The organism is Vibrio sp. ZF57 (genome assembly GCF_001691235.1).
Classification (GTDB): Bacteria; Pseudomonadota; Gammaproteobacteria; order Enterobacterales; family Vibrionaceae; genus Vibrio; species Vibrio crassostreae_C.
The window spans coordinates 121,798-148,253 of record NZ_MAKD01000116.1; the positions used below are offsets into that span (position 1 = coordinate 121,798).

Below are 26,456 nucleotides of genomic sequence, written 5' to 3' on the forward strand. Positions count from 1 at the left end.
CTAAACAACCGAATAAAAAAGCCCCGACTTGACGGGGCTTATATTTTCTAGCAACTACGAATTACGCAGAGAACTCTTGGAAGTACTCATCCAACACAGTGCGTGTTGCACGGCCAATTAGCTCGTACTCGTGGTGAGTAAGGTTCGCTAGTGATACGCGTACTGAGGCGTGTACTGTGTCGAAACCTTTACCAGGTAGTAAGATGACGCCAGTTTCGTGAGCAAGACGGAATAGGAAGTCTTTACCTTTCTCGTTAGCTTTGAACCAGTCGACAAACTCTTGACCGTAAAGTTTGCCACCTAGCGTGTCTAGCTCTAGTAGTGTGTAGTAATCCACACGGTCTTTGTTCTCTTCGATTGCTACACCCATGTTTTTGTAAAGCGTTGTGTAGCGCTCACGGATGATGCGTTTACAAGCGGCTTTGTAGCGACCTTCTGAGTCCATTAGACAAGTTAGAGCAAACATCGCCATTTGCACTTGTTGCGGTAGAGATAGACCGGCAGTGTGATTCAAGGCTACGCTACGGCTATCCGCAACGATGCGGTCGATGAACTTAATGTCACGTGGCTCTGGAGTCAGTGTTTTGTAACGGTCATCCAATTGGCACTGTGTCTCTTCGCTGAATGAGCGAAGTGTATCGTCGAACACGTTCTCATCGTGAATACCGATAGTGCCTAGACGCCAGCCTGTTGCACCGAAGTATTTAGAGAATGAGTAAACACATAGTGTGTTGTACGGTAGTTTTGCGAACAGAGAAACAAACTCATCTGCGAATGTGCCGTAAACGTCATCAGTGATGATGAATAGGTCTTTACGCTGCTCGTTGACGAAGTTTGCTAGGTTATCCATAGTTTCATCAGAGAATTTAACTGATGCTGGGTTTGCAGGGTTAACAACGCAAAGCAGTTTGATGTCTGTATCTGCAAGTTTTTCAATTTCAGACATTGGTAGCTGCCAAGTCGTCTCATCAAGGCGTAGCTCAACGATTTCCAGCTCATACTCTGCTAGCTCTGGGATTTCTAGGTAAGGTGTAAAGATTGGCGTGATTAGCGCAACTTTGTCACCTTTTTTCAATAGACCATTGTTGAACATGGTTGCGAACGTGTACGTCATTGACGCTGTGCCGCCTTCTGTTGCGAACAAGTCAAAGTTAGTCGTCATTGGCATTGGGCCGTACATCTCTTCTGCGATGTATTGTTTAACCACTTTCTCGATGTTCACTAGCATACGTGGTGGTACTGGGTAGTTACACGCAAGGTAAGCCAGTACTAGCTCGTTTAGGAACGCTTGTTTTTCGATACCTAGACGGTCTTTTGCGTAGCTTAGTGCACGACGTAGGAAGTCAACGCCTTTGTCTGCTGCATATTGGCTTGCGAACGTGTCGAAACGCTCAACGATGCCAACACCATCAGGGATACCACCGAAATCACCACCTAGGTAAGCGTAGTTACGCTCTGCTTCTGCTACCGCAAACTCACCAAGACGGATGAAGGCTTTACGAGGTAGCGTTGCTAGGAAGTTAGGGTTACCACGACCTGCATCAAGAAGTGCACGATCTGGCACAGCTTGCGCCACTTCAATCAGTTTGTCTTTTAGCTCGAATGGGCTTAGGTCAGCGAATTTTGAAAAATCGATAGTTGGAGTTTGAGTAGTCATAATAGATACCTTACTTTCATAAATTTTAGCAAGTCGATCCCCCTTCCCTATGTTTGGCCAGGGAATCGCTTAGTGTTTTAATTGGATTGACGTCTTAGACTGACGTTATAGTCTGAATTACATACCAGCGTTGACGGAGATAATGCCGACGATGATTGGTCCCCAAAGGGTCAATAGCACGTTGGCTACTGCGTAAGTCACTGTGAATGAGAATACTGGAGTTGCATTGCCTGTTTTTTCCATCAATGCCGCAAACGCTGGGTTTGCACTTCGACCACCGGTTACACAACCTAACGCTTCTACTGGGTTCTTTATCTTCAATACAAAGTACGAGAAGAAGAATGAAATAATCTGTGGAATGATGGTTACCGCAACACCCAAGAATAGTAGGCTCATACCGTGTTCTTTGATGGTGTCTACCGCTTGAGGGCCAGCCTCAAGACCAACGATACCCACGAATGCTGCTAGACCGAAGTCGCGAATAAAGCTTGCTGCTGATCCTGGGAATTGCGCCACATGTGGGTTACGGCTGCGTAACCAACCAACAATCAGACCTGACACTAGACAGCCTGCACCAGAGCCGATAGTGACCGGAATACCTGCAATTTTGAAGTTGATTAGGCCAATCAAAAGACCCAATACCATACCCATGCCTAGTACAATGAAGTCAGTCATTGTTGCTGAGTTCATTGGCTTACCGATTGTACCTTGAACACGATTAATATCGCTTGGTGAGCCAGTTAATTGAATAACATCATTTTTCTTAACAACAAGGTCAGCGTGAACTGGGATTGATACACCTTCGCGAAGGTAGTCAGTCACATAAACACCACGGTAAGTGCCTTTGTTCGCTTCTGATTTGATTTGACCTAGTGTACGGCCAATCAGTTGTTTGTTGTCTGCGATAAGCTGACGGTTCTCTTCAATGACTTCGTACTCTTCTGGAAGCACAACTTCAGAGCCAACAGAGTCACCTTTCAACTGACCAATGGCTTTACGAGTACCTGTGATAACCAGAACATCGCCTTGTTGAAGCTTAGTAAATTTGTCTGCTTCAATCGCTTTGCCATCACGCTCGATAACTTCGATGCATGCGTCTATTGAATCTTGATTGATTTGGGCTAGTGTCAAACCATTCACTTTGCTCTCTGCTTTGATTTCAAAAGCGCGAGTCTCAAGTTTTGTCATCGCATTGAATTCACCAGCACCAAGCTCTGCATTACCATCTGAGTTCGCTTCTGCCATTTTGATTGCTTCAGAGCGAATGTCCCACTTCATCAACGTTGGGAATACCCAAGTCACCATCAAGATTGGACCTAATGAACCAAAGATGTATGTTACAGCGTAACCTACAGCAACGTTAGTTTGCATCAGATGTTTGGCTTCTTCAGACACACCACCCAAACGGGCGATCGCATCGCCTGCAGTACCAATGATCGCAGACTGAGTTAAACCACCGGCAGCTAGGCCCGCAGCAGTGCCTCTATCTAAGTCAAACAACCACGCAGCGGCAAGTACACACAATAAGCCTGAAACCGTCATAACAACCGCAGACAACAGAATGTTGATGGTTCTAAAGTTAAGCGCTTTAAAGAATTGTGCGCCGCCTTGATAACCCACAGCATAAATAAAGAGCGCAAAGAAAATACTTTTTACGCCGGGATCAATCTGAACACCAAATTGCCCAATAATTACGCCCATTAATAATGTTCCGGCCACACCGCCTAAAACAAATCGGCCGATAGTAATTTTACCAACCATATAACCCAATGAGAGTGTAATAAATAATGCGACAAATGGTGCCATGTCAAACAGATTAGAAATAATATCCATGACAAATTTACTCTTGTTACTAAATATAAGGATTAAATAATCTAACGAATAACTTAATAATGATATTTGTTGGATTATTCAAAATAAATAAAGCATCTCGTTGCTTCGAACCGAATATTAAGAACAAAAGGTTTTATTATGTAATCCCATTTGATGGATCAGATCATCACTTTGACAGCTTGGGGAGGCATTGGAGTGTAATCTTAATTTAAATTATTGTTTTTAAGCCATTTATTTTAAGACAATAAACGGGGTTATTTTTGAAATAAATTTCGATTAAATGTTTTTCCACCAAAAACCTTAACCTATCTTTCCTTTTTCTACTGGGTTACAGCACTAAACAAAGATGCAGTTGGCATAATCACCGAATAAAGTTGGATTTTGATGGATCCGACCCTCTATAAGCGATTATCACAATAAATGTAACCCCGCTATCGTTACATTCATTAAACAAATAGAGAACAAGACCATGAATACCATGCCGTATGAGCTCGTATGGGGGGAGGTTTACTTTCCACCACTGTTACTGGTTGTCGCATTGGCTTATGTGTTGACGATATTGACCGGCTCAATCACAACCAGATTAGGACTTCATAAATATGTAGCACTTCCTGCATTAGCTGAGTTAAGCCTAATCGTCATTTTTACTGGCATCATTGGCCAATTCATTACCATTTTTTGAGGCAATTCCTGTGATAAAACGTTATCTCATTACACTCCTATTATTCTCAGCCGCTGGCTCTGTCATTTATGGATATTACCAATCTTATTCAAGCAACCCTTGGACTAGAGACGGTCAGGTGAGTGCTTATATTGTGTCTATAACACCACGTGTCACAGGCCAAGTAACGAAAGTCCATGTTAATGATAACTCTCAAGTGGCCAAAGGCGATATTCTGTTCGAAATCGACCCAAGCCTTTACGAAGCTGCCTATCACAAGGCCTTAGCTTCTCAAAAACAAGCATTAGCATTACTTGCAAAAGCAAAGAATGAAGAGCAACGCGCACTGAACTTAGAAAAAAGAACGCCAGGTGCTATTCCAGTTTTAACGCTAAACAACCTCAGTAATGCGGTTGAGACTTCGTCTGCGAACGTTCAACTGGCTAAAGCAAACGTCGAAGAAGCACAACTTAACCTTGAGTATACAAAGGTGTATGCGCCAACTAATGGTTATATTACTAATCTAAGCCTACGTGAAGGCTCACAAGTAGTCGCAAACACGCCCGTTGTCGCGTTAATTGATGAGGATAGTTTTTGGATTGAAGGTTATTTCAAAGAGACAGACTTAGTCGGAGTCGACGTTCAAGACACTGCCTATGTGACACTGATGATGCATAACAATGTTCAACTAAGAGGACATATCAAAAGTATTGGTTTTGGTATCGCCAAGCAAGATGGGAGCACAGGTAATGACTTATTGCCAAATGTGAATCCAAACTTCCAATGGATACGCCTAGCTCAACGCATTCCTATCAAAGTGACGTTAGACGAAAGACCAGAAGATTTACAACTGCGCGTTGGCATGACTGCCTCGATAAAAATAATCAAATAGTTAGGTGATATTTATGCTCACTGCATCGACTAAAGAAGCGATCAAAGCGGCGCTTTCTATCGTTATTTCTATATGTCTGGCCTTATGGTTCGGATGGGAGAAGCCATATTGGGCAGCGATTGCGGTTGCAGTGATGGCATTGAATGAGAGTTTTGCTCATGCGATAAACAAAGGTCATAACCGATTAATGGGAACCTTGTTAGGGACCGGTTATGCCTTTTTCCTCATTGCGATGTTTTCACAAGATCGATTTTTGTTTCTAACATTTTTTACCGTGTTCTTAGGCACTTGTATTTTCATGTCTAGTGATGAGAAGTATGGTTATGTGTTTACAATTGGTTTCTCGGTCTGTTCGATTATTTCTTGTATGGGTGGGTTTGATAGCCAAGTGACCTTCCATTTTGCCGTACTACGCATACAAGAAACCGTACTTGGCATCGCGACCTTTTCTGCCGTCTATCGTTTAATTTGGCCGGTTAACACTGAACAACAGTTCTTAGACCGCTTCGATAATAGTAGAGCGGTACTCATCCGTGCTATGAAAGAAACAGGTACCATTAATGTAGAAGACTTAGAAAGTAATACTGCCAACATAGACAAACTTTTTCAGTTGGCTGAACTTCCTTTGACGGGCAGCTATCACCTAAAAGAAAACATCCAACATTGGCGACTTCGCATCAATGAGATGGCTCACCTACAAGACAAGCTGTTACAGCATGTCTCAGGCGAAAATCAAGATACAACAAATTGGTCTACAGTCCTTGTAAGCATCGAGAGCTTTAGCGTATCTACACCAAGCGACTCTTTAATCGGGGACGATCTTTTAGGCATGGAATTGAACAAAGAGGTGTCTTGGCACCATGAACACCGTACATTTGTTCAACACTTGAATGAAGATGCGCGCAAGGTACTTCAGGGGGTGTTGATGTTCGTCACCTCTTTACTGATTTGGATTTATCTACCCGTACCTGGTGGGTTTATTTTCCCTATGATTGCGGGCGTATTTTCTTGTATGGTGCCAACGATGCCACCGAGCATAATCAAAGATGCTTTTTTTGGTGTTTTAGGTACAGGCACTGTCATTTTATTGCAGTACATTTTTGTTATGCCTTTGATGACAGAACTGTGGGAGCTCGCCCTATTTTATTTCGTCAATATTGTCGTGATTTGGAAAGTATTCAACACACCAAAACTCATGGTGCATCGAATATTGGGTATTAACTTGCTAGTTGTTCTCACGTCTGGTGCACTCAACCTCACACCGGTTTATAGAATTGAAACGCCACTTTTGATGCTCGTAAACATAATGATTATTCTGATGATAGCTAAGTTGTTTACTGATCTATTTAGAGTGAAGGTAACTGCTTAGAACTAAATACACCCAACAATTCAAAACAAAACGGCCTGCCAAGTATTTTTACTTCGCAGACCGTTTTTTATCCATTTAAAGACAATTAAATCATGCATTTAACTATAAATTTAACTAAGTGAGGATAGCATCCATCAAACGCGATTAACGACTTTTCCCCTCTCATTTTAGAATACTCTCATTGATTGAAGCGATGCATACCCAAGAGAAGTATTCACCAATTTAATTCTCTCGGATAGGTACATTACATACTGCACACGAAGTTCAGTACAACATTGTCTGTTTGAGTCTCGAAGGTTTGAGGCTACTCAGCGTGGAAACCGTCATGAGTATTTTTGAAATGAGCAAAAGCGCCTGTAAGAACTATTCACTTTCTGTCTTAGCGAGCGCTCTATTAGTTACAACCCCTTTTTACGCTTCAGCTACAGACGAAGCCACTACTTACAGTGAATCTATGGAACAAGGCCGTGCCCTATTTGACAAATATGGGATTAGTCATGATTTACCAAAGCTTGCAATCAGCTCTCTTGTTCAAGGCGAACATTTGGTTGAGCACGCGCAGCGTACGATTAAGGTAGGCGACGACATTCGCGAGTCATCGGTTTATCTGATCAAAAATACGGACAACAAAGGCAACATTGATCTGCGCATCAAATACAATCCGCAAGAGCTGGATGAAAACGAAAAACTGATCGATGAAATTGAAGAGTTTACGCGCACTGAGTATCGCCTAAGAAATTATGCAGAAAGCTTCGATCCATCGTCAGTGAAAATCCATGAAAAAGACAACGGCGACGTGACCATTAGCTTCAACTATTCGAAATACGGCTTACCACAAGACATCGCCTATTTCCGTTTCTTGAATGTTGATATTGAACTTGTAGGCGGCACACCAAAACGCATGGTAATCACCAACGACAAGCCATTTAATCTTGGTAAGTCCAAAGTCGATACCTATTACCAAGTGATTGATTTACAATCGTTAGACTCTGGTAAAGTCGTTATTGAACGTAAGACAATTGACATTGAGGGTACGTCTAAAAAGAAACCGATGACCATGAGCACTGTAACTGAACCAGTCGCAATTTATGAAGACGACAAAGGCGTTAATGTCCTGCATGAAGAGCGTCTAGAAGAAGTTTCAGATCCTCGTATGCAAGAAGCGACTGTTAAGTTAGATCGAGTATTCCCTTTAATGGGTGACATGGTGCGTCGTCAAGGTATCGATTTGCCATTACCATTCGGTGTTTCAGTTGCTTATCGCAATCAAGACATGAACCTTCCTATGACCGATTACGTGATTGGCGGTGTGCGCTTAAATGACCTCTTCGACCCTGAAGACAGTGTCGCGACAGTCAACGCGGAAAGCCTTTCTATACGTGGTGATATTAATATCCTGCCATTCTGGAATGTATTCGGATATGTAGGAAAGGTAAACGTTGACGCGAACATTGATGCCTCTTACACCGGCGCTGCGGGAGAATATCTACAAGATAAACTCAATAACAAATTACCTGGTCTAGGTGACAAACTGTGCGAGGGCGTATCAGCACTGTGTAACAGTGGCCGTTTAAATGTACCACTGCATCTCGAATATGACTTACGCGGTGCGGGTACAACATTATCTGTTGGTTATAAAGAGTTCTTTGCATCAGTGACCGGCACGTATTCACAAACGCGTATGAAAGGGATGAATGATTGGGGCGACGGTATTGTCACGGTTCAGCCAATGTTGGGCTACCAGTTGGTGGATTATCGCGCTCAATTCTTCGTTGGTGCTGAATACCAAGGTTTAGATTCACGTATGCAAGGTAGGGTAAAAACTGGCGATATTGAGTTTGATTACGACGTTGGTGTCGACATCGACCAATGGGCATTCTTAACTGGAGTCAATAAACAGATTGGCAAGCACTACAACATGACTGTTCTTTACAACAAGGGCGAAACTCGCTCGGCGGTCACGTTGAACCTTGGCTATCGCTTCTAGAACGTTTGAGCTTCTAGACCGAATAAGCTCTTAACTCTTGAACTATTAGCTCGTTTTATTCTGATGTCGGTGTAAACCTCACGTTTGCTTACGCTGACGTCATATCAACGACATTGCGCCAACCCTTGCTTTCAAAAAGAGAGCAAGTAAAAAACAACCACGTCAAACGCACCAATGATGGAGCGAATTACCTGATGGAACGACAGGTTTGACGGTATCGATGCGCTGTTCGTTACTTTACCAAATTCTATTGTGGAAACTTTTTTATGACTATTGCATATCGTTCTCTTATCGCACTCGCTATTGCGGCCGCTCTTGCAGGCTGTGACACAGACAGTAAACCAACGGTTCCAATGCCAGAAGAACCAACACCTCTCGTGCCGGCGCCTGCGGAAACCTTTACTACTCAAATCGGCGATTCGATGATCACAGCGTCTAAAGAAGAGCTGGTGATTACGTCTAATTCTGAAGACGACAAACTGTCTTCTGTTGAAATCTTTAAAGGAATTCGTTTTGCGGAAGCCGAGCGTTTTGAGCACAGTAACTCTATCGATTTAACTGCTTTGATGAACTCTGAAGGTATAGTCGACGCCACTTCATTTGGTGATACATGTATGCAAATCCACGATACTGAGCAAGCTCAAAGCGAAGACTGTTTGAACCTGAATATTTGGCGTCCAGCAGGCGTAGATTCTGACGCCGATCTACCGGTTTATGTATTTATCCACGGTGGTGACTTCGAATATGGCTCAGGTTCTGAAGCACTTGTGCACGGTGATACCGTGGTTGCTCAAGGAAGCGACGATGGTAAGCCTTTCATCTATGTAAGCTTTAACTACCGTCTTGGTCAGTTAGGTACTCAATGGGTTAAAGGCGCGAACAAAGATGGCAACTATGGCCTAGGTGACCAGAAGCGTGCCTTGGAGTGGGTACACAATAATATTACCGACTTCGGTGGTAACGCTCAAAATGTAACCGTTATGGGTCAAGGCTCTGGTGCTATGTCTATTGGTTTCTTACAGCAAGATGATGATATCGCAGGTCAATATTTCCAACGTGCAATCATGCAGAGCAACCCGTATGGTTTTGAGTATCCTAGCTATGACGTTGCTAAGAGCCGCAACAATAACTTTGATGTAGACACTTCGGTCGACGAGATCATGGCATCGCAAGAGACAGCTTTGAATGGTATTGAACAGCTAAAAAATTGGTTGTTAGGTTCTTTGCAAATCCCAATTCTGAGCCCAGCAGCAGATGAGACTCCAATGTCAAACCTGATGCCTTTTGCACCATACATATTGTGTGAAAAAACTAAATTGATTGGTGGTGGCTGTAGCGAACCAACAGAATCACCAATGCAAGCAGGCTTATCAGTACCAACTGTCCTAGGTGAAAATGCACATGAATCAAACAGCTTTGGCATGCTCTTTACTACTACGTTCTTAATTCCGACGGTCATCGAGTTATTAATAGATGATGAACCTGAACTGCTTACTAATGAAGATCCAGCAAAGCTAGCTCTAGCTATGGTTAACTGGTTAGAAGATGAAAACAACATCGTTCTTCTACAGCAAAAACTATCTGAGCAAGCAAGTGATGAAGTTTCAGTAGATCTTGTATTGCCAAGCAGTGCTTACAGCGCAGTAACGGGTTTATTTTATGGTGCAAAGCTAGAAGGTGATCTACTTGAAATGACTGGATGCATTAATACAAACGACATTACGGGTACCGTAGGTTGCTTGGTCGACATTGTCGAGATCACTAGCCACCAGCAAACCCAAGATATTCTGGCTCTAACGGATTTCTACCCTAACTCAGAAGCTAGCATAGGTGGTGCTCTTGACAACATGAAGCAATTTAAAACCCTGCTAAATGATACCTTGTTCAATGGCCCAGCTCGTTATATGGCAGCAAACAGCGAAGTAGAAGCAACGCTATACCACTTTGAGCACAAACCAAGCTTTAACATGTGGAACTTTAAAACAGGTCTAAATGAAGAAACGGGTGAATACGACCAACTGTCAATCATTGATCTATTCAAAACGATTGGTTGCATCAGCGGTGCATGTAACGGTTCAGAACTGCCATTTATGTTCAACAAAGCTGTACGTTTTGATGGAAGCGAAGTAAATCCATCAAGCAAAGAAAAAGCATTAATGAATGAAATTTCGCGTCTTTGGTTTAGCGATGAATTATTCCAGAGCTACCAGTACAGCGATGCTGCCGACAATGTGCTTGTAATTGATGGTGCAGGATTCAGCGACAATAGTACAACCTTCGACTGGGACTATGTCACAAACCCAGGTGTTGATCCAAAGCTTCGTGAAGGTCGCTTAACGGGTCTAGCAGAGCAAGGTCTTATGCCTTGGGACTGGTACCTAAACTAATCATATTCAGCACCCCTCCTACTTTCACGGCCAGTTCGCTGGCCGTTTTTATATCTAAATTTTATGTTTAAACGCAGGTTAGTTATGACACTTAGCAAACTAAAAACAGCATGCACAATAATGTTGATTGCTTTGATCACAGGATGTGCCCAACCTTACCCCAATGTTGAACCCGACTTCGAAGCTAACTGGCAAAGCACAGAACATCAAGCCGAAGTCTATTTGATCCCGAGTGCGCCTGAAGCCTTTGCGCGCCGCATTGATCTGGTTCGCCAAGCAAAACACTCGATTGATATGACTTACTTCTCTTGGGAAAACGACACTCTAGGTCTGATGCTGTTAAACGAGCTAAAACACGCCGCAGATCGCGATGTGGCTGTTCGCCTAACACTGGACGACTTACTGGTATTCAATGACAAATGGTTGGCCGAGCTAGACTCGCACCCAAACATTGAAATCCGTTTGTTCAACCCTTTTGAGTCACGCAAAGCTGGCTGGATAGGACGTGCGTTTAATTTCTCGACCCACCAAAAACAGTTAGATAACCGACTGCATGAGAAATACTTTAACGTTGATCACCAATCGATGATCCTCGGTGGGCGCAACATCGGTGATGACTACTTTGGTTACAGTGAAAGTGCCAACTTCTTTGATATGGATGTGCTGTTTAAAGGCGAGGTGATTGCTGCATTCGACCAAAATTACCAAGCGTTGTGGAACAGTGAGCATGTAGTGCCCATTCAAGAGCGCATTAAAATCAAAGAAACAGATCAATTTCAAGCGTTCACTAAAGCGTTGAACAAAGGCGAGAAGAATACCGCGTTGATCACGTCTGAAATCGAAAGGCAGATAGAGAACTTAAACCAACCGAGTTTCATTGCGGCCTCTGTCACGCCGGTATTTGACTCACTGGAGAAACTCAATGACAACAAGCCCTACTTTCGCCAACGTATCGAACACTTGATTAAAAAGAAGGTGCCGTCACCATCACAAGCGGTGATTTCAACCCCATACGTGGTACCAAGTGACCAACAGTTTGAGTTTATTGATGCATTGACCGAGCAACAAGCTCAAGTGACGTTGATCACCAATTCTTCGGCGTCGAATGACTCAGGTTTTATCCCGGCTTACTATGAGAAACATCGTCAAACGTTACTCGATAAAAACGTCAACCTATTGGAATACAAGAGCCAAGCCATTAATGATGATCACTACTTCCATGTTGATACCTACTATCACAACAAAACGGTGATTCTCGATCAACGTGTCACGTATATAGGATCATCGAACTTCGATCCAAGATCGGACTTTTTGAATGTCGAGTTGGGGGTACTGATCGACAGCGAAGCGTTTGCCCAGCAAGTGATTCACTATTTAACGCGTCAGAAAGAGGAGTTATTCTGGACTGTATCACGAGAGCAATCAGGAGAAACGACGTGGGCTTCAGGAGAAAAGAAACATGCTAAGAACCCTAACTACAGTTCATGGAACAAGCTACCGGATTGGTTGTTTCGAAAAATGAATGGCGAGTTTGAACTTTAACCCAATGGCTGAATGCTTGTCTTAGCTAGAGCAAAACTACGTAAACTTGATCTGATCCATAAAACAAAGAAACCGCGTCACATACGCGGTTTCTTTGTCATGAAGAAAAACGAATCTTACATCCTTGGTGTAATGGATCTATTGTCCACGTTATTGACTATTCTAACGTAGTTTAGTAGGTCCGTATCGTAAGTATGCCCACATCCCCCTGCCGGTGATAAATACCGACTTTCATCTCTGGATTCGACTCTTTAATTGGCTTGAATACCCATTAGCGAGAGCTCAAACAAAGTACGAGCATCAGAATTGAGTACCCAAGGAAAAATGAATACGAAATTCATCGCCTTCAGGCGCATCTAAGCCGTAAGCAAAATCGAGCTTAACTGGCATTAACTGTGAGTTCCAAATCAAACTCACGCCCGTCCCACGCTTCCAATCCGCTTGTTGATCAAATGCATCACCCACATCAAGAAAGGCGCCCAACCAAATTGAACGATAAACTTGATGTTGATATTCGAGCCCAGCAGTTAACATGTAACGTGCCCCCGTTAATTCACCATTCTCGTCTCTAGGGGAGATAGATTCGTAACCATAACCTCGCAGGTTTCCATCGCCACCCGCAAAATAACGTAGTGACGACGGCACATCAGATAATGATTTGGCAATGTTGATGCCTACGTTTGAGCGGAAATGGAGCTTCTGCCTGTCACTAATATCCCACGAAAGGACACTGTTTCCTTCCAACCGCAACAGCCTTGAATCAGAGAACAGACTAGGGTCAGAATACTCAACAGAATAGATGTGTCGATGATTGAGCTCCAACTGATCATTTTTACGATCAACCTGAGAAAAACTGATGCCAGGTAACAGCAATTGCGATTGGTCTTCCTCAGACGCCTGACGGTACTGTTCGTGCAAGTATTTGACATAAATGGTGCTTTGCCAATCACTGTCTAACTGCCAGTAACGTTCGAACTTAAGATCGTTTGTAAAGCTATTGGTGTCTCGATGATCAATTCGTTTCGATTCAAACTGAATACCAAAGTAATCCGTTGTGACTTTCTCTGTGGGGATTTTGTACCCCAACTGAAGTGATTGCTCCTGTTCAGACAAATATGTCTGTGTTTCAAAGCTGTGGCCTCTCCGGTTATACCAAGGCTTTGACCAACTGAGAGAGGCGCGTAAACCGAGATCAGTAGAATAGCCGCCACCGACCTGCACGATATTTCGAGAACTTGGCTCGGCAATGATTTCAATTGGAACTTCTAGGTTGTCATCAAGTTTGTCAAAGTCACCATGTACGATGACACTTCGAAACCATTGAGTGTCTGACAAATCAGATTGCAGTTCACCTAACTTGATGGTGTCAAAGTCATCACCTTTTTTAAAGGTGGGTATTTTCTCGATACGAGTAGGGTCAACCCCATCATCAGGAATACTTATAGAACCGAACTTGTAGCGTGGACCACTTGCAAAATACAAGTGTATATTCGCGATGTTCTCGCTAGGAATAACTTCAATCTTTGACTCGATAAACCTGCCGTCAAAATAACCTTTCCGCTTTGCTAAAGAGAAAATCGCACGCTTAGTTTGGTCGTATTCTTGGTGAGACAAAGTTAAACCTGAGCCTAACTTGCTTTGATTGAGTATATTGATGAACTCCGCATCTAGGCTAGCTTCACCTGTTATTTTTACTATCGATTCTGCGATGCGCATGACAGGACCAGAATCGATGTTAATGATCACGTTATCAGAATCATTGAGGTCGATATCGAGCTGTGGGTGATAATAACCATAAGGGTTGAGTGCATCTTGAATACGTTTAGATAGCTTCGTTTTCGATAGCTGTGATGCAGGAACATCGGCTAAAGGTTCTAAATATAATTCTACATTTTCGGTGAGAGTTTTATTAACCCCTTTAACCTCAAATTCAGCAGCACTAGAAGAGTGTTGGGTAAACAGGAAAAATGAAGTGGCCAGCACTAATTGTTTAATCGAGGTCTTCACGCGGTTACCCAATTGCTCAAAACCCGAACAGGTTATGAGCAAAGCGTTAAATCGCTAAATCTCTTATGGAGGACGCTATCCTTCGAACGGATTATCGGGTTGTTTAACACCGCAACAGTCGTTTATTAACGACTCAAATCCCAGCCCTACAGACACAAAAAAGGCGCAATTAAGCACCTTTTGAATGTCTATTACTTATTGATTTATATGGCTTGCTGATTTATATGGCTTGCTGACTCAAGATCAGTTGTTGTTCAGCCACACATCTTGGTTTTTTGGAGCTTTCTTCTTCTTTTTCTTCTTGCCAGTACCGGCCGGTGGCGCAACAGGTTTTAGTGCTGCGATCAGTTCAGCTGTCGCTTCTTCATCCACTTCAAAGCCTTCAATTTGCTCACGCTCAAGACGAATCTTGTTCTTCTTCTCGATGATTTTGAAGTGGTGGTAATCTTCGTGATCGATCAGAGATAACGCAAGACCAACTTCACCTGCACGACCACTTCGGCCGATACGGTGCATGTAGTCTGACGGGCTACGCGGTAAGTCAAAGTTGATTACCACTGGAAGCTTCTCAATATCCAGACCACGTGCCGCGATGTCTGTCGCGATCAGAACGTCAATCTCGCCAGATTTGAAATCTTCTAGGATACGAGTACGTGAACCTTGCCCTTTATCGCCGTGGAATACTTCTGCGATGATACCGCGCTTGTAAAGCTTGTCTGCTAGGTGCTCACAGCTGTTCTTCGCATTAACGAAGATCAGAGCTTGGCGCCATTCATGTTGTTGAATTAGGTGTGCGAGTAACGCTGTCTTGCGACCTTTTTCTACTTCGAATACACGTTGAACCAGTGTGCTCGCATTGGCACTTTGAAGTTGAACTTCAATTGGATCGCTTAGAAGTTCGTGAGTCAGCGTTTTAACTTGCTCTGGGAAAGTTGCAGAGAACAACAAGGTTTGTTTTTTGCTCGGCAAGAGCTTCAAGATTGCATCAAGTTCTTCGGTAAAACCTAGGCTTAGCATTCGGTCAGCTTCATCAAGCACTAACGTTTTCACTTTATCTAGTTTGATAGCGTTGCTCGAAATAAGGTCAAGCAGACGACCCGGTGTTGCCACCAATATATCAGTGCCGCCACGTAGCGCCTGCATTTGAGTGTTTACCGATACACCACCAAACACACAAACCGTTTTAATCGCGCCATTGAAATGCACAGCGTAAGATTTAACGCTGTCAGCCACTTGCTTAGCAAGTTCACGAGTAGGAACCAAGATAAGGCCAGAAACAAAGTTACCTTTGCCTGAACGACGGTCCAGAGGGGCATCTTCATGAATCTTTTGTAACAGTGGAAGTGCAAATGCTGCGGTTTTACCTGAACCGGTATTTGCGCCTGCAATTAAATCGCGTCCTGCTAACACACTTGGAATAACTTGCGCTTGGATAGGCGTTGGCTGTTGGTATTCAAGCTCAGATAAACGAGCCATCAAAGGAGAGATTAAGCCAAGATCAGAGAAGTTGGTTGGTGCTGTGGTGTTAGTCATTAATTGCAGGAACTCAAAGCTAAAATAATAGCGCGCTATACTAACGTATTTCCGCTGTATTACGTAACTAAATCGCCCCTTTCCAGCCTGTAGCTTCAATTTAGACCAACTAAAACGGGACGAAGGCGACACAGTACCGGTTTGGTGTCGCCCCAATTGCTAACTTGATAATTGAAGGACAATTGGCGTTGAGCACCGTGAGTTTAATTCAACCACCCTGCTACCGTCTGTTCAGGTGCGTACGAATTAGGTGCGGTTAACCAGACAGCTACGGCATCGGGCGAAGCGACTAGCGGATCAAAGTCCACATTGAATTGCCACTCAGATTCACCACGTTGGTAGCCATCGTACACTACGACAAAATCATGCTCTAACTTCTTACCTCTGTTTTCACCAGCTTTTACACTTGTGACTTCGTTCATCGCCAATAGAGCGATATGTGCCACATAATCACCTTTGCCTTCGTAACTTACGCTGAACGTATCGCCTTTATGGTTGACCGTTAGCTTGGGGTTATTTTGTTGTTTAAGAGAAGGTAACGTTCTGTCTAACCAGTTAAAGTAACCGCGCCACTCTTTTCCATCGACAACAAAGCCCGGCGTGTAAACCCCACTTGTTAAGCCGTAAGCTTTATACAGTCGTTGCTTCTGACTGAACGCCTTGCTCGCGAACTTATCCCCCCAACCGAGGTAGTCCCAATAGTCGACGTGATAAGCGAGAGGAATGACTTGTGTCCACAGTTGTGGGTCATCTTCAAATGTACTTAGATACGCATCAGCGGGAGGACAACTTGAACAACCTTCAGAGGTGAAGAGCTCGATAACCTGTGCGGGCTGGCCTTCATTACTCCAGGTTTGTGCAAGCGACACTGAGGAATAGAAGCCGATCGGTAAGGCAAATAAACAAAGTTTAATCAATGATGAATTGCGTTTGGCGTGTGACATACCGAGATCCTTGTACAAAGCGAATTGAATGGCGCTCAAATACAGACCGTTATGCCTAGGTTTTTCTTTCAGGTGCTTAGTTTACGAAGAGATTGAGTTTATTTCAGATACAAAAACGCCAGCTTTAGAGGCTGGCGTTTTCTTAAAATTCTATATTTACATGTTAACGCTGAGATTAACGGTTAATACCGATATCGCGTTGCATGTGACCAGATAGGTCGCTTGCGTAGTAACTACGTGGAGAGTTGTCTACGAAAAGAATATCGAAAATGTGTGCAATCAATCCTTTGAAGTTAACCGAGTAGGTTTTCTTATCCATAGAGTTAGGAACAGCGATAGTATTCATTTGTACTGCTTGAGCCATGATTGCCTCTCTATAAATTTATTAATGTGTTTCGTTCTGATGACAAGAATAATAGGTGATCTTTTGCAGGTTAAAAAATGACTAAAATTAGATTTTGGGATTAGTTTTTCTAATAAAACAAACCATTAACAATGCCACAAAATAGATATGCAGATTATGTGAGTACAAATTCAATATAGTGTTTAGATCATGCATTTAGTACAAATACCCCGCAAACAACAGTGGCCAATGTCACAGAAAATTTACATAAATAAATTTTCCACTTCATCAGCCACGTGTTCATTATCGACTTTTCGATAAGTTATATTTGTTTTTAATTTACTTGTTCAATGCCTGGCTTCTTCGCATAAACCGACGCTATAACCGCAATCGTCATCGTAGAAACCAATACCGCCAATGACCAGTAAGTTGGGATAGCCCACTCGCTATCAACCAGAAGCATTTTCACACCAATGAACACCATGATGAATGAAAGCGCGGGTTTCAAATAGATGAACTTGTCCATCATACCTTGCAGTACAAAATACAACGAGCGAAGACCAAGTAACGCAAACACGTTAGCCGCAAGTACCAAGAACGGTTCTTGTGTTACCGCAAAGATCGCAGGGATAGAGTCTAATGCAAACATCACGTCCATGACTGCGATCGCACCGATGACCAACATCATTGGAGTGAATGCCCATTTAGCACCCTGTTTAACCATTAATGCAGGGCCATGGAAGTCCTCTGTTACCGGCATCACTTTACGAAGTAGCTTTTCAGGCAGAGTATTCACACTCTCCTCTTCGCCCTTGTCTAATGCCAGCTTAATACCTGTACCAATCAAGAACGCAGCGAACACGTAAAGCACCCAGTGATATTCCGCCAATAGCTGTGCGCCTAGTGCGATCATAATTGCACGAAGCACCAATGCACCAATTACGCCCCAAAGAAGCGCACGAGGTCTTAGATGCTCAGGAACTTGGTATTGAGCAAAGATCATCGCAAAAACAAACAAGTTGTCTACGCTAAGGGATTTTTCTAACAAGTAACCCGTAATGAATGACACGGTTGCTTTTTGCGCTGTGTAGTCACTGTTCGGCGCATAAATGTCCCAAAATAGGTAAATCGAGCCAGCAAACAAAAACGCAAGTACAAACCAGAAAACACTCCAGATTGCCGCTTTCTTGATAGTAACGTTACCGCCACGAGTCTGATAGATATCAATAGAGACGAGAATAACCGTTAGCAGGAAAAAGCCCGCATAAGTCGTCATGATTGGCGATGAAAAAAAGGATTCACTATTTGTAGATAATAGAGATTGAGTTGAGTTCATTATTCCTCCGGGCGGAAGAACTGTACAAAGACCTTCCGCAAACAAAGCATATCAAGCTCCATTACGGATCTTGACTGTGATTGCGTTGGTCTCGTTGAAGTGAAATATGGGATTTCACTTTTACATACCGGATAGACTCTTGGCCTAACGAGATGACGATATGTAAACTTGCGCTAACTACTCCCCAAACGCGTGGATAATAATCCTCTGGTTGTGTTTCGTCTATATAAATTTGCACGGAAAAAGCAAAAAAGGAGCAAACGCTCCTTTCTGATTGATGCCACTTTGTCAAATAGACACGCGAATTGATTCTAAGAATAAATTCGCAAGTCAAACACACTATTGCACTGCGTAATGAAGTTGCAAAAAGAGCAATTTACAGCCCTGCGGCAGGTATTAAATACACTAACGCTGACCAAACTGATACCCAACCGACAACCGCTACCGCATCTAACCAATCTTTCTTATCCATGCATATCTCCACAAGAAGGCGACCTGCAGAGATAAAGCATAAACAATGCCAATTTTATAAATAACCCAAAGTAATAGTGTTAAATATCAGTATCAGCTTTAGTTATCTAAAACACTCCATGCAATTCAACGGTTCATTGAGTTGAAGCGACTCTGGGTGGTCTTGCAGAAACTCGATGAAGCAGTCTGCCATAGAGTCAGTGGTGACCGTGCCATCACCGATCATATCCAACACAGCGTTATAGCCCTCTTTGCCTTTCATTGTATAGGCTGACGACGCGCCCCGGTAAATACGGTTGCGAGAAACAGCTTGCCAACCTGAATCATCAGAGTGAATTTCTAGATGGTGAATCCTGTGTCCTATAGGCGCTTCTTTGTGGTAACAAAACCTCAAATTATGTGTATAAGGAAAGCTACCTGAACCTGTGCCCACGACACCATTATCAATCGCGTTATTGATTGCACCTTCAAGCATGCCAGCGATCGTTTCACCTTTTACTTCATACACACCAATAGGTACGGCAAACGGTAGTAGTTTTCCGGCAATATCGGCAACAGAGACATCGCCGCTGTTCAGTGAATTTCTTACACCACCGGCGTTGTGAATGGCAAAGTCAACCTGATGCCCTTTCTTGTTCATTAGATGGTGAAATGATTGAGCAACCAAGGGGGCTAGTTGACTCGGGCCTTTAGCATCTGGAATACGTACATGGCGAAGTTTAGTGTCTGCATGAGCAATCACTTGTTGCTGAAGCCTTCGAACTCGCGGCTGGTATTTATCCGTCAGAATGCTCTGCAGCTCAGGATCTTTCTTACACACTGCAATATTAGGGTGATTGTTTAAAAACTCACACGCCATATCGTGGGCATCGTCTTGCCCTACTTCACTCAGTTTCGCGTCTATAAAGAGTCGACGGCCTAATAACAGTTCGTTTTTACCATTGAAGTGCGTCACTTTGCCTTGAGAATCGAACTCGATTTCGCAGTGTCCTAAGCTCATGGCGTGGAAACCCGCTTGCACAACATAGGTATCGCCAATTTTCACACCGTATTCATCATCTTTAACTAAGCCGATATCAGCGAAATCACCTTGTAAGCGATGACTATGACCACCAACGATGACACCAATACCTGTTACGTTGGCTGCTAACTCTAAATCAGCTTCGTAACCAAGATGGCTAAGTAACACAATCTTGTTGATACCTGCTTGATGGATTTGCTCAATGGTCCCTTTTGCTGTTTCCAAAGCATTTTCAAACGGTGTATCGGTATCTGGGTTAGCGATGCCTGCCATCTTGTCGATGCTTAAGCCGAATATTGCGACCTTCTCGCCATCAAACTCTTTCGTTATAAAAGAAGCACTTCGTGTTTCAGGTAGATAAGGCTTAACAATGTCGTTGTCCGCTAGCGTATGAGTTTTATTGATATCCTCATTCGATAGATTCCAGTTACCGGCCAACAGCGGGAATTTGATTCTTTTCGCGAAAATCGCAACGGGCTCATTACCCATGTCTAACTCGTGATTACCGAGCGTCATGGCATCTATATTAAGGGCATTCAACAAATCGGCATTGGCTTTTCCCTTGAATAAGGAAAAGTACAACGTGCCCTGGAAGCAGTCACCAGCGTGCAAGAACAAGGTTCCAACCTTCTGACGCTGGGCATCTTGTTCTATTTGTTTGAAGCGTGTTGAAATTCGAGCAAAGCCACCAGCACTGACATAAGGTTCAATGATGTGGTTGTTCATTTTAAGTGATAGCTGTAACGAGGTTGGTTCAAAGTATGAGTGGGTGTCGTTGATGTGTGCCAACACTATTTTTGTCGGCTTATTCTTTTTAGTCATATTTTCTTCTCTCTTTGTCCCTTCATACTAGGTCGAGAATCATGACAGAATCGTGAATTTTATGAAACTGCACTGCAAAAAAATACTCGAGATAGATCAAAAATCTCATTTTGCACCGTATTAATAAACAACGGGTTTTGTGACAGGTGAGCATACCGGATTTGGATTTTTCGATTATGATTAAAGATATCTGTTAGCTTTCAAATAATTAGCAGAGCCTTCCGTTAGGAGTAAGCCTATGCAACTAGAAAGAATCGAGATTTCTGGCTTTCGAGGTATCAAGCGCATGTCACTCGCGTTTGACGAGCTAACCACGCTTATTGGTGAAAATACTTGGGGTAAGTCTTCATTATTGGATGCCCTTTCCGTCATTCTGCCCTCAGACGGTGTGCCATATCACTTTGAAATGACCGATTTTCATGTCGATTACTCTGTTTCACACCCGCAGTCTCAACATCTTCAAATTGTTCTCGCTTTAAAAGCTAACGATAAGAGCGAACTTAACGCAGGTCGTTATCGCAAACTCAAACCTATTTGGGTTCAAGATGAATTTGGCGTATTTCGCATCTACTATCGCATCAGCGCGACGTTAGAACAGTATGAGACAACAACACACTATGCATTTCTTGGTTTGGACGGTAATCCGCTCAAGCTTCATCATTCAGAAAAGCTTGCTCAAGAATTAATGACCTTACATCCCGTTATCCGTTTGCGTGATGCAAGGCACTTTGATCGTCCTTTCAACGGCAAGTCCCTTAACCACAATGCTCACCTGCCGACTAATGTTCACGCAACTAATGCAAATTCAAACGGGAACGGGAACCATCACACGAGCAATGGCACAACAAATGGAAACGGCGCCAATAACGGTAATGGTCGACAAGCAAGAATAGAAAAACGAATAGACAACACCTGCCGCCGTCTTATGGCGATACCCGGACATGTTAATAAAGGTGAAATGCGCAGTAGCCTAGAGTCGATGCAAAGTCTGATTGAGCACTATTTTTCTTTCAAAAGTACTTCTCGTCGTAACCCTAGAAAACAGCGAGACGGATTGCTTTATTCTGCGGGTGCCAATGATCAGAGTATTCATCAACTTGTCGAAGAGACCAAGAACAAACAAACTCGCTTATTATTCATGGGGTTACTTAACGCTTATCTACAAGCTAAAGGGCCAAACGACTTAAGGCGATGTGCGCGCCCTCTGTTGATCCTTGAAGATCCAGAAGGTCGATTGCACCCAACACACTTGGCAAGGGCTTGGAGCTTGATGCAGAAATTGCCCATGCAGAAAATCCTGACCACCAACAGTGGCGACCTACTTGCGGCGGTCCCACTTCAATCGATTCGTCGCTTGGTTCGTCAGTCAGACAAAACCATCGCCAATCAACTCAACATGAACCATTTCAGTAAGGATGAACTTCGACGAATTGGTTTTCATATCCGTTTCCACCGCTCTGGGGCACTATTTGCTCGCTGTTGGCTATTAGTAGAAGGTGAAACCGAGGTTTGGTTGTTCAATGAACTTGCCAACCAATGTGGCTATAACCTAGCAGCAGAAGGTGTGCAGATTATTGAGTTCGCCCAATCAGGACTTAAGGCACTGATTAAGGTCGCGCAAGAGTTTGGCATCGATTGGCATGTGGTAACTGACGGCGATGCGGCGGGTAAAAAATACGCAGCAACGGTGCTATCGAAGCTTGGTAATGATCAGGAAAGACATCGACTCACGGAACTGCCAGATAAAGATATCGAGCATTACCTATATATGAATGGGTTTGAGAGCTTTTTCCGTGACATGGTTAAGATTCCATACGATCACCCTATCCCTCCAAAGAAAGTGGTTGCCAAGGTATTGAAGAAACATGCAAAACCCGACCTTGCACTCGCCATTGTTTCTCATTGCGAGAATCAAGGACAAGAATGCATTCCGCTTTTATTAAGGTGGACATTAAAACGCGTGATCACCATGGCGAATGGAAATACCTAAACATAATTTGTTTTATAGATGCTATCAGTTGCTCTACTGATGAAATATTTAGCTAGTCGCCTCAACCAAAAAAGGCACACCAAACGGTGTGCCTGTATAAATCGATATACAAATTAATTGGGGGTTATCTTGCAAGAGTTCACAGTGACTAACTAAGGTTAGGTTAACGAATTAAGCCTTTGCCTGTTTAGCGTGTTGTTCAACAACTTCTGAAGATTGAGTCGATTTCTCGTGAAGCCATAGCCCCGTTGCTTTCATCAAGTATCCAAATACACCACCAAGCAGTAAAGATGGCACTACAAGTTGCCAATCACCACCTGCAGCAAACGTCGCACAGCAACCAATGAAGGTGCCTGGGATATAACCTAGCCACGCTTGTTTCGCTTGAATACACATAAAGAAAGCCACAATAGCAGTAATCATGTAGCCTAAAATCTCTAACCCTGCGAAGGTTGAGCTTTCGATAATCACCATTGCCCAGAATACGCCAGTCATGTTGGTCAATAAGCTACCTGCTAGTCCTTTAACGCCGCCTGTTGGCGAAGCAAAGTAACTGGTGCAACCTAAGAAACCTGCCCATGACAATAAGCCGAAAGAGATAGCAATCCATCCCCATAGACCTGACAAAATACCTGTTGTTAATGAAATCGCGACTAATGTACTCATACTATTTCTAAAGCCTAATCACGTAATTGAACGCAACCGGATTTAGCCTCACTTAAAATCAAGTAAGCATACTATGGGAAGATAGCCCTTATTTGGCCGATCACGATCACATTAATAATGTATGCACTTGTGCATTTATCACTAGATGGAGACCGGAATCGCTTATTCAACATATTTAGTTATTAGAATTGATGTTGAGTAGCGACTAAAGAATCGACCGTTTGCCTTTCATCATGCGCTTACCTTCACGCTTGATACATTCAGCAAGTGGGTTCTCTGCCATGTCAGCACGCCAAATAAAGGACAAGGTTCTTTCCATTTCAAGCTCAGGAACATTCAACGTCACCAGTTGCCCTGACTCAACAAACTGTTCGACATCTAGATAAGGTAAACACGTTAAATATGGGCCGTTTGCAACCAAACTTCTTAAAACAGGAACGTGTTCATACTCTCGCCATACATCGAGATCGCCAATTAAATGGTGAATAGAGCTATCAAAAACTTTGCGAGTACCCGAACCATGTTCGCGTAATACCCACTTTGCTTGTTCTAATTGTGCCAAGCTGACTCGTTCACGCTTCGCAAACGGGTGATGAGCCGATGCAACCACCGTTAAATGGTCGGTACACCACACTTCTTGGTGAACTCGGTTGTCATCACAACGACCTTCGATAACGCCCAAGTCATATTGATAATCTAATACACCATCAATGACAGCATCGGTACTTTGCACGCCGAGCGAGATTCGCATCTCAGGAAAGTCGTTATCAATAATACTGATGAGATCAGGAACGAGGTGTTCCGCTGGAGTTTGGCTAGCACCTAATTTGAGTTCGCCACTCAACAAATGCTGCTCGTAAAAACCCATCTCAATTTGCTGCGCATCTTGCAGTAAACGCTTCGCTTTTGGTCTTAACCACATGCCCCAATGAGTCAGGGCCATTTGCTTGCCCTGCCTTTCAAACAAAGGCCTGCCGAGCATTTTTTCCAACTGTGCAAGAGACATACTTGTTGCTGACTGAGTCAACGCCAATTTGTCTGCTGCCTGACTAACGCTCCCGGAGTCTGCTACTGCATCAAATACCGCGAGTTGCTTTAATGAATAACGCAAAATTCATCCTTAATGCTTTTAATTATTTGTGTCCTGATGCTCGTTTTTTATAAAGCCAATGAGCAATCAATTTCATTCTACGCGTAACCAAATCTATATCAATAAATTTGATGTGGTTTCTAAAAATTATCAATTTTACCTCTACCCCTCAACGCCCTAATCTGGAATGGCAGGACACAACGAGCCCTGCAAAACATTACTGATTAACCATTACGGATTAACCAGGTCATTAACACTAGGAATTACACATGACGGATTGTTCAAGGGGGGGATATGGCAACCAGCACTTCTGAAAATCATCAACTGTTCTCACCAACAGAAATGATGGCGGAAGCAGAGAAGTTTGCATTAAGTAAAGCAAATAAAACCAGCAGCATGACATTGAGTTTGGCAATCATGGCTGGCGCATTCATCGGGCTTGCTTTTTTATTCTACATCACGGTAACCACGGGCAGCGCTGATGCTGGATGGGGACTGAGTCGCTTAGCCGGCGGTCTTGCCTTCAGTATGGGTTTGATCTTGATTGTGATTTGCGGTGGTGAGCTATTTACCAGCTCAGTGTTATCAAGCATCTCATGGGCTAACAAGCAAATCACCTTCACGAAGATGCTGTCTATCTGGGGCAAGGTGTATGTCGGCAACTTTATCGGTGCCATGTTCCTATTGGCTTTGGTAAGCGCAGCAGGCTTGTATCAACTGGATGGCGGGCAATGGGGCTTAAACGCTTTAAACATTGCTCAACACAAGCTACACCACACCCCAGTTCAAGCGTTTGCTTTGGGTGTGCTTTGTAACTTGTTGGTGTGTTTAGCGATTTGGTTAACGTTCAGCTCTGCTAACGCAATGACCAAAGCAATGATGACCGTGTTACCCGTTGCAATGTTCGTAAGCTCAGGCTTTGAACACTGTGTGGCGAATATGTTCATGGTTCCGCTAGGCATCACGATTCAAGCATTCGCACCAGAAAGCTTCTGGATGCAAATCGGCGCAACACCAGCCCAGTATGCAGACCTAAACGTCATGCAATTTGTCACCGCAAACTTAATACCAGTGACAATCGGCAACATCGTAGGTGGTTCAGTATTGGTCGGCTTAGCGAACTGGAGCATCTACCGTCGCCCACAACTTAAAGCAGCAAAAATTACCGCTATTACACAAACAACAGAAATTACGTCAGTTAAGGAAATTACTATGAACACAGCAACTACTATCAAGCAAATCATGAACACTCAACCAATTACACTGAGCGTAGAAATGCCAACATCAGTCGCGATTGATACACTTTTAGACGCGCAACTTGTTAGCGCTCCTGTTTGCGATGTTGAAGGTCGTCTAGTGGGTATCTTCTCTGTTCATGACGTAATGGTTGACCTTTGGTGCCAAGATTACATCCCAACTAAAGGCCAAAAAGTTGTAGACCTAATGAGCCGTGACGTTGTGGCAATCGACGCAAACGACAAGCTAGTGGACGTTGCTGAGTTCCTATGCATCGACAAAGAGCAACTGTACCCGACGACAAGCATGGGCTTCGCTACTCGCCTGACATCTCTTTCTCTAGAAGAGCGTGCAAAAGCGATGAAAGTAAGCCAACCACATATGCTTCCAGTGTTAGAAAACGGCGTAATGGTAGGTGTGTTGACTCGCATTGAAGTGATGCAAGCACTACGTCCAATCTACGGTGACCGACTAAACGTGGTTCCACAAGCTGAACTAGAAACGGCTTAACTAATCTTAAGTTGAACTATTAGGGATTAGTAGTTCAATTAGATAACTCAGTCATGGCAACGTTGACTGGCTAGAGGTAAACGGTGGCTTTTAACGTACTAAACGGTTTGACACAAAACAGACCTAAACGCGTTGCCATTTATCTCAATAAAAAAGGCG

At 43.4% G+C, this 26,456-nt stretch carries 18 protein-coding genes; 8 read left to right on the plus strand and 10 right to left on the minus strand.

The genetic code is table 11. The features are described from left to right. Positions 1-61: 61 nt before the first annotated feature. Both A6D97_RS18305 and aspT read right to left on the minus strand, forming a co-directional pair. Entirely contained in the window at positions 62-1,657 is a 1,596-nt protein-coding gene (locus tag A6D97_RS18305) for a bifunctional aspartate transaminase/aspartate 4-decarboxylase (RefSeq protein ID WP_065584975.1), read from the minus strand. A 117-nt stretch (positions 1,658-1,774) separates the two neighbouring features. Next, the gene (aspT, locus tag A6D97_RS18310) at positions 1,775-3,490 is read right to left on the minus strand and encodes an aspartate-alanine antiporter (RefSeq protein ID WP_065584976.1); all 1,716 of its coding nucleotides are present in this window, start codon (positions 3,488-3,490) and stop codon (positions 1,775-1,777) included. A 469-nt stretch (positions 3,491-3,959) separates the two neighbouring features. Between aspT and A6D97_RS18315 the strand changes: the two genes are divergently transcribed. From A6D97_RS18315 to A6D97_RS18340, 6 genes are all read left to right on the plus strand, one after another. Beyond that, a complete protein-coding gene (locus tag A6D97_RS18315; RefSeq protein WP_065584977.1) occupies positions 3,960-4,172 on the plus strand; it encodes a DUF1656 domain-containing protein in 213 nt (70 codons plus the stop codon). A gap of 10 nt (positions 4,173-4,182) precedes the next feature. Further along, positions 4,183-5,043, plus strand: a complete 861-nt coding sequence (locus tag A6D97_RS18320; RefSeq protein WP_065584978.1) for an HlyD family secretion protein — start codon at positions 4,183-4,185, stop codon at positions 5,041-5,043. Between the two features lie 13 nt (positions 5,044-5,056). Continuing rightward, a complete protein-coding gene (locus A6D97_RS18325) occupies positions 5,057-6,412 on the plus strand; it encodes an FUSC family protein (protein ID WP_065584979.1) in 1,356 nt (451 codons plus the stop codon). A gap of 325 nt (positions 6,413-6,737) precedes the next feature. Next, positions 6,738-8,399, plus strand: a complete 1,662-nt coding sequence (locus A6D97_RS18330; RefSeq protein WP_065584980.1) for a hypothetical protein — start codon at positions 6,738-6,740, stop codon at positions 8,397-8,399. Between the two features lie 266 nt (positions 8,400-8,665). Further along, positions 8,666-10,786, plus strand: coding sequence for a carboxylesterase family protein (locus A6D97_RS18335; RefSeq protein WP_065584981.1), 2,121 nt, complete (start codon positions 8,666-8,668; stop codon positions 10,784-10,786). Between the two features lie 84 nt (positions 10,787-10,870). Beyond that, positions 10,871-12,328: a phospholipase D family protein gene (locus tag A6D97_RS18340; protein WP_065584982.1), complete on the plus strand. Its 1,458-nt coding sequence runs from the start codon at positions 10,871-10,873 to the stop codon at positions 12,326-12,328. Positions 12,329-12,628: 300 nt separating this feature from the next. Here the strand turns inward: A6D97_RS18340 and A6D97_RS18345 are convergent, their stop codons facing one another. The 6 genes from A6D97_RS18345 to A6D97_RS18370 all read right to left on the minus strand — a co-directional run bounded on the left by A6D97_RS18345 (position 12,629) and on the right by A6D97_RS18370 (position 20,805). After that, the gene (locus A6D97_RS18345) at positions 12,629-14,347 is read right to left on the minus strand and encodes an autotransporter assembly complex family protein (protein ID WP_065584987.1); all 1,719 of its coding nucleotides are present in this window, start codon (positions 14,345-14,347) and stop codon (positions 12,629-12,631) included. A 231-nt stretch (positions 14,348-14,578) separates the two neighbouring features. Beyond that, positions 14,579-15,868 (minus strand): DEAD/DEAH box helicase, encoded by a 1,290-nt coding sequence (locus tag A6D97_RS18350; protein WP_017069930.1) that lies wholly within the window; start codon positions 15,866-15,868, stop codon positions 14,579-14,581. Positions 15,869-16,071: 203 nt separating this feature from the next. Further along, positions 16,072-16,812 (minus strand): DUF1223 domain-containing protein, encoded by a 741-nt coding sequence (locus A6D97_RS18355; RefSeq protein ID WP_065584983.1) that lies wholly within the window; start codon positions 16,810-16,812, stop codon positions 16,072-16,074. Between the two features lie 175 nt (positions 16,813-16,987). Then, entirely contained in the window at positions 16,988-17,176 is a 189-nt protein-coding gene (locus A6D97_RS18360) for a hypothetical protein (protein ID WP_017059812.1), read from the minus strand. Positions 17,177-17,489: 313 nt separating this feature from the next. After that, the gene (locus A6D97_RS18365; protein ID WP_017059813.1) at positions 17,490-18,491 is read right to left on the minus strand and encodes a TerC/Alx family metal homeostasis membrane protein; all 1,002 of its coding nucleotides are present in this window, start codon (positions 18,489-18,491) and stop codon (positions 17,490-17,492) included. Between the two features lie 574 nt (positions 18,492-19,065). Further along, positions 19,066-20,805 carry a bifunctional UDP-sugar hydrolase/5'-nucleotidase gene (locus A6D97_RS18370; protein ID WP_017064627.1) on the minus strand — a complete coding sequence of 580 codons (1,740 nt, stop codon included), beginning with the start codon at positions 20,803-20,805 and terminating at the stop codon, positions 19,066-19,068. A 238-nt stretch (positions 20,806-21,043) separates the two neighbouring features. Here A6D97_RS18370 and A6D97_RS18375 point away from each other — a divergent pair, with 238 nt between their 5' ends. Further along, the gene (locus tag A6D97_RS18375) at positions 21,044-22,795 is read left to right on the plus strand and encodes an ATP-dependent endonuclease (RefSeq protein ID WP_065584984.1); all 1,752 of its coding nucleotides are present in this window, start codon (positions 21,044-21,046) and stop codon (positions 22,793-22,795) included. 171 nt (positions 22,796-22,966) lie between these two features. On the opposite strand, the gene A6D97_RS18380 is transcribed toward A6D97_RS18375, so the two are convergent. Beyond that, positions 22,967-23,461: a DUF1097 domain-containing protein gene (locus tag A6D97_RS18380; RefSeq protein WP_017059817.1), complete on the minus strand. Its 495-nt coding sequence runs from the start codon at positions 23,459-23,461 to the stop codon at positions 22,967-22,969. A 205-nt stretch (positions 23,462-23,666) separates the two neighbouring features. Further along, positions 23,667-24,572 (minus strand): LysR substrate-binding domain-containing protein, encoded by a 906-nt coding sequence (locus A6D97_RS18385; protein ID WP_065584985.1) that lies wholly within the window; start codon positions 24,570-24,572, stop codon positions 23,667-23,669. Between the two features lie 273 nt (positions 24,573-24,845). Between A6D97_RS18385 and focA the strand changes: the two genes are divergently transcribed. Next, the gene (focA, locus tag A6D97_RS18390) at positions 24,846-26,297 is read left to right on the plus strand and encodes a formate transporter FocA (RefSeq protein WP_050650436.1); all 1,452 of its coding nucleotides are present in this window, start codon (positions 24,846-24,848) and stop codon (positions 26,295-26,297) included. The last annotated feature ends 159 nt before the right edge of the window (positions 26,298-26,456 follow it).

Coding starts and splice junctions, on each gene's coding strand:
- A6D97_RS18340 (WP_065584982.1), top strand. CDS start 10,871: ATGACACTTAGCAAACTAAAAACAGCATGCACAATAATGTTGATTGCT.
- A6D97_RS18335 (WP_065584981.1), top strand. CDS start 8,666: ATGACTATTGCATATCGTTCTCTTATCGCACTCGCTATTGCGGCCGCT.
- A6D97_RS18325 (WP_065584979.1), top strand. CDS start 5,057: ATGCTCACTGCATCGACTAAAGAAGCGATCAAAGCGGCGCTTTCTATC.
- A6D97_RS18330 (WP_065584980.1), top strand. CDS start 6,738: ATGAGTATTTTTGAAATGAGCAAAAGCGCCTGTAAGAACTATTCACTT.
- aspT (WP_065584976.1), bottom strand. CDS start 3,490: ATGGATATTATTTCTAATCTGTTTGACATGGCACCATTTGTCGCATTA.
- A6D97_RS18315 (WP_065584977.1), top strand. CDS start 3,960: ATGAATACCATGCCGTATGAGCTCGTATGGGGGGAGGTTTACTTTCCA.
- A6D97_RS18355 (WP_065584983.1), bottom strand. CDS start 16,812: ATGTCACACGCCAAACGCAATTCATCATTGATTAAACTTTGTTTATTT.
- A6D97_RS18305 (WP_065584975.1), bottom strand. CDS start 1,657: ATGACTACTCAAACTCCAACTATCGATTTTTCAAAATTCGCTGACCTA.
- A6D97_RS18370 (WP_017064627.1), bottom strand. CDS start 20,805: ATGACTAAAAAGAATAAGCCGACAAAAATAGTGTTGGCACACATCAAC.
- A6D97_RS18365 (WP_017059813.1), bottom strand. CDS start 18,491: ATGAACTCAACTCAATCTCTATTATCTACAAATAGTGAATCCTTTTTT.
- A6D97_RS18375 (WP_065584984.1), top strand. CDS start 21,044: ATGCAACTAGAAAGAATCGAGATTTCTGGCTTTCGAGGTATCAAGCGC.
- A6D97_RS18350 (WP_017069930.1), bottom strand. CDS start 15,868: ATGACTAACACCACAGCACCAACCAACTTCTCTGATCTTGGCTTAATC.
- A6D97_RS18380 (WP_017059817.1), bottom strand. CDS start 23,461: ATGAGTACATTAGTCGCGATTTCATTAACAACAGGTATTTTGTCAGGT.
- focA (WP_050650436.1), top strand. CDS start 24,846: ATGGCAACCAGCACTTCTGAAAATCATCAACTGTTCTCACCAACAGAA.
- A6D97_RS18360 (WP_017059812.1), bottom strand. CDS start 17,176: ATGGCTCAAGCAGTACAAATGAATACTATCGCTGTTCCTAACTCTATG.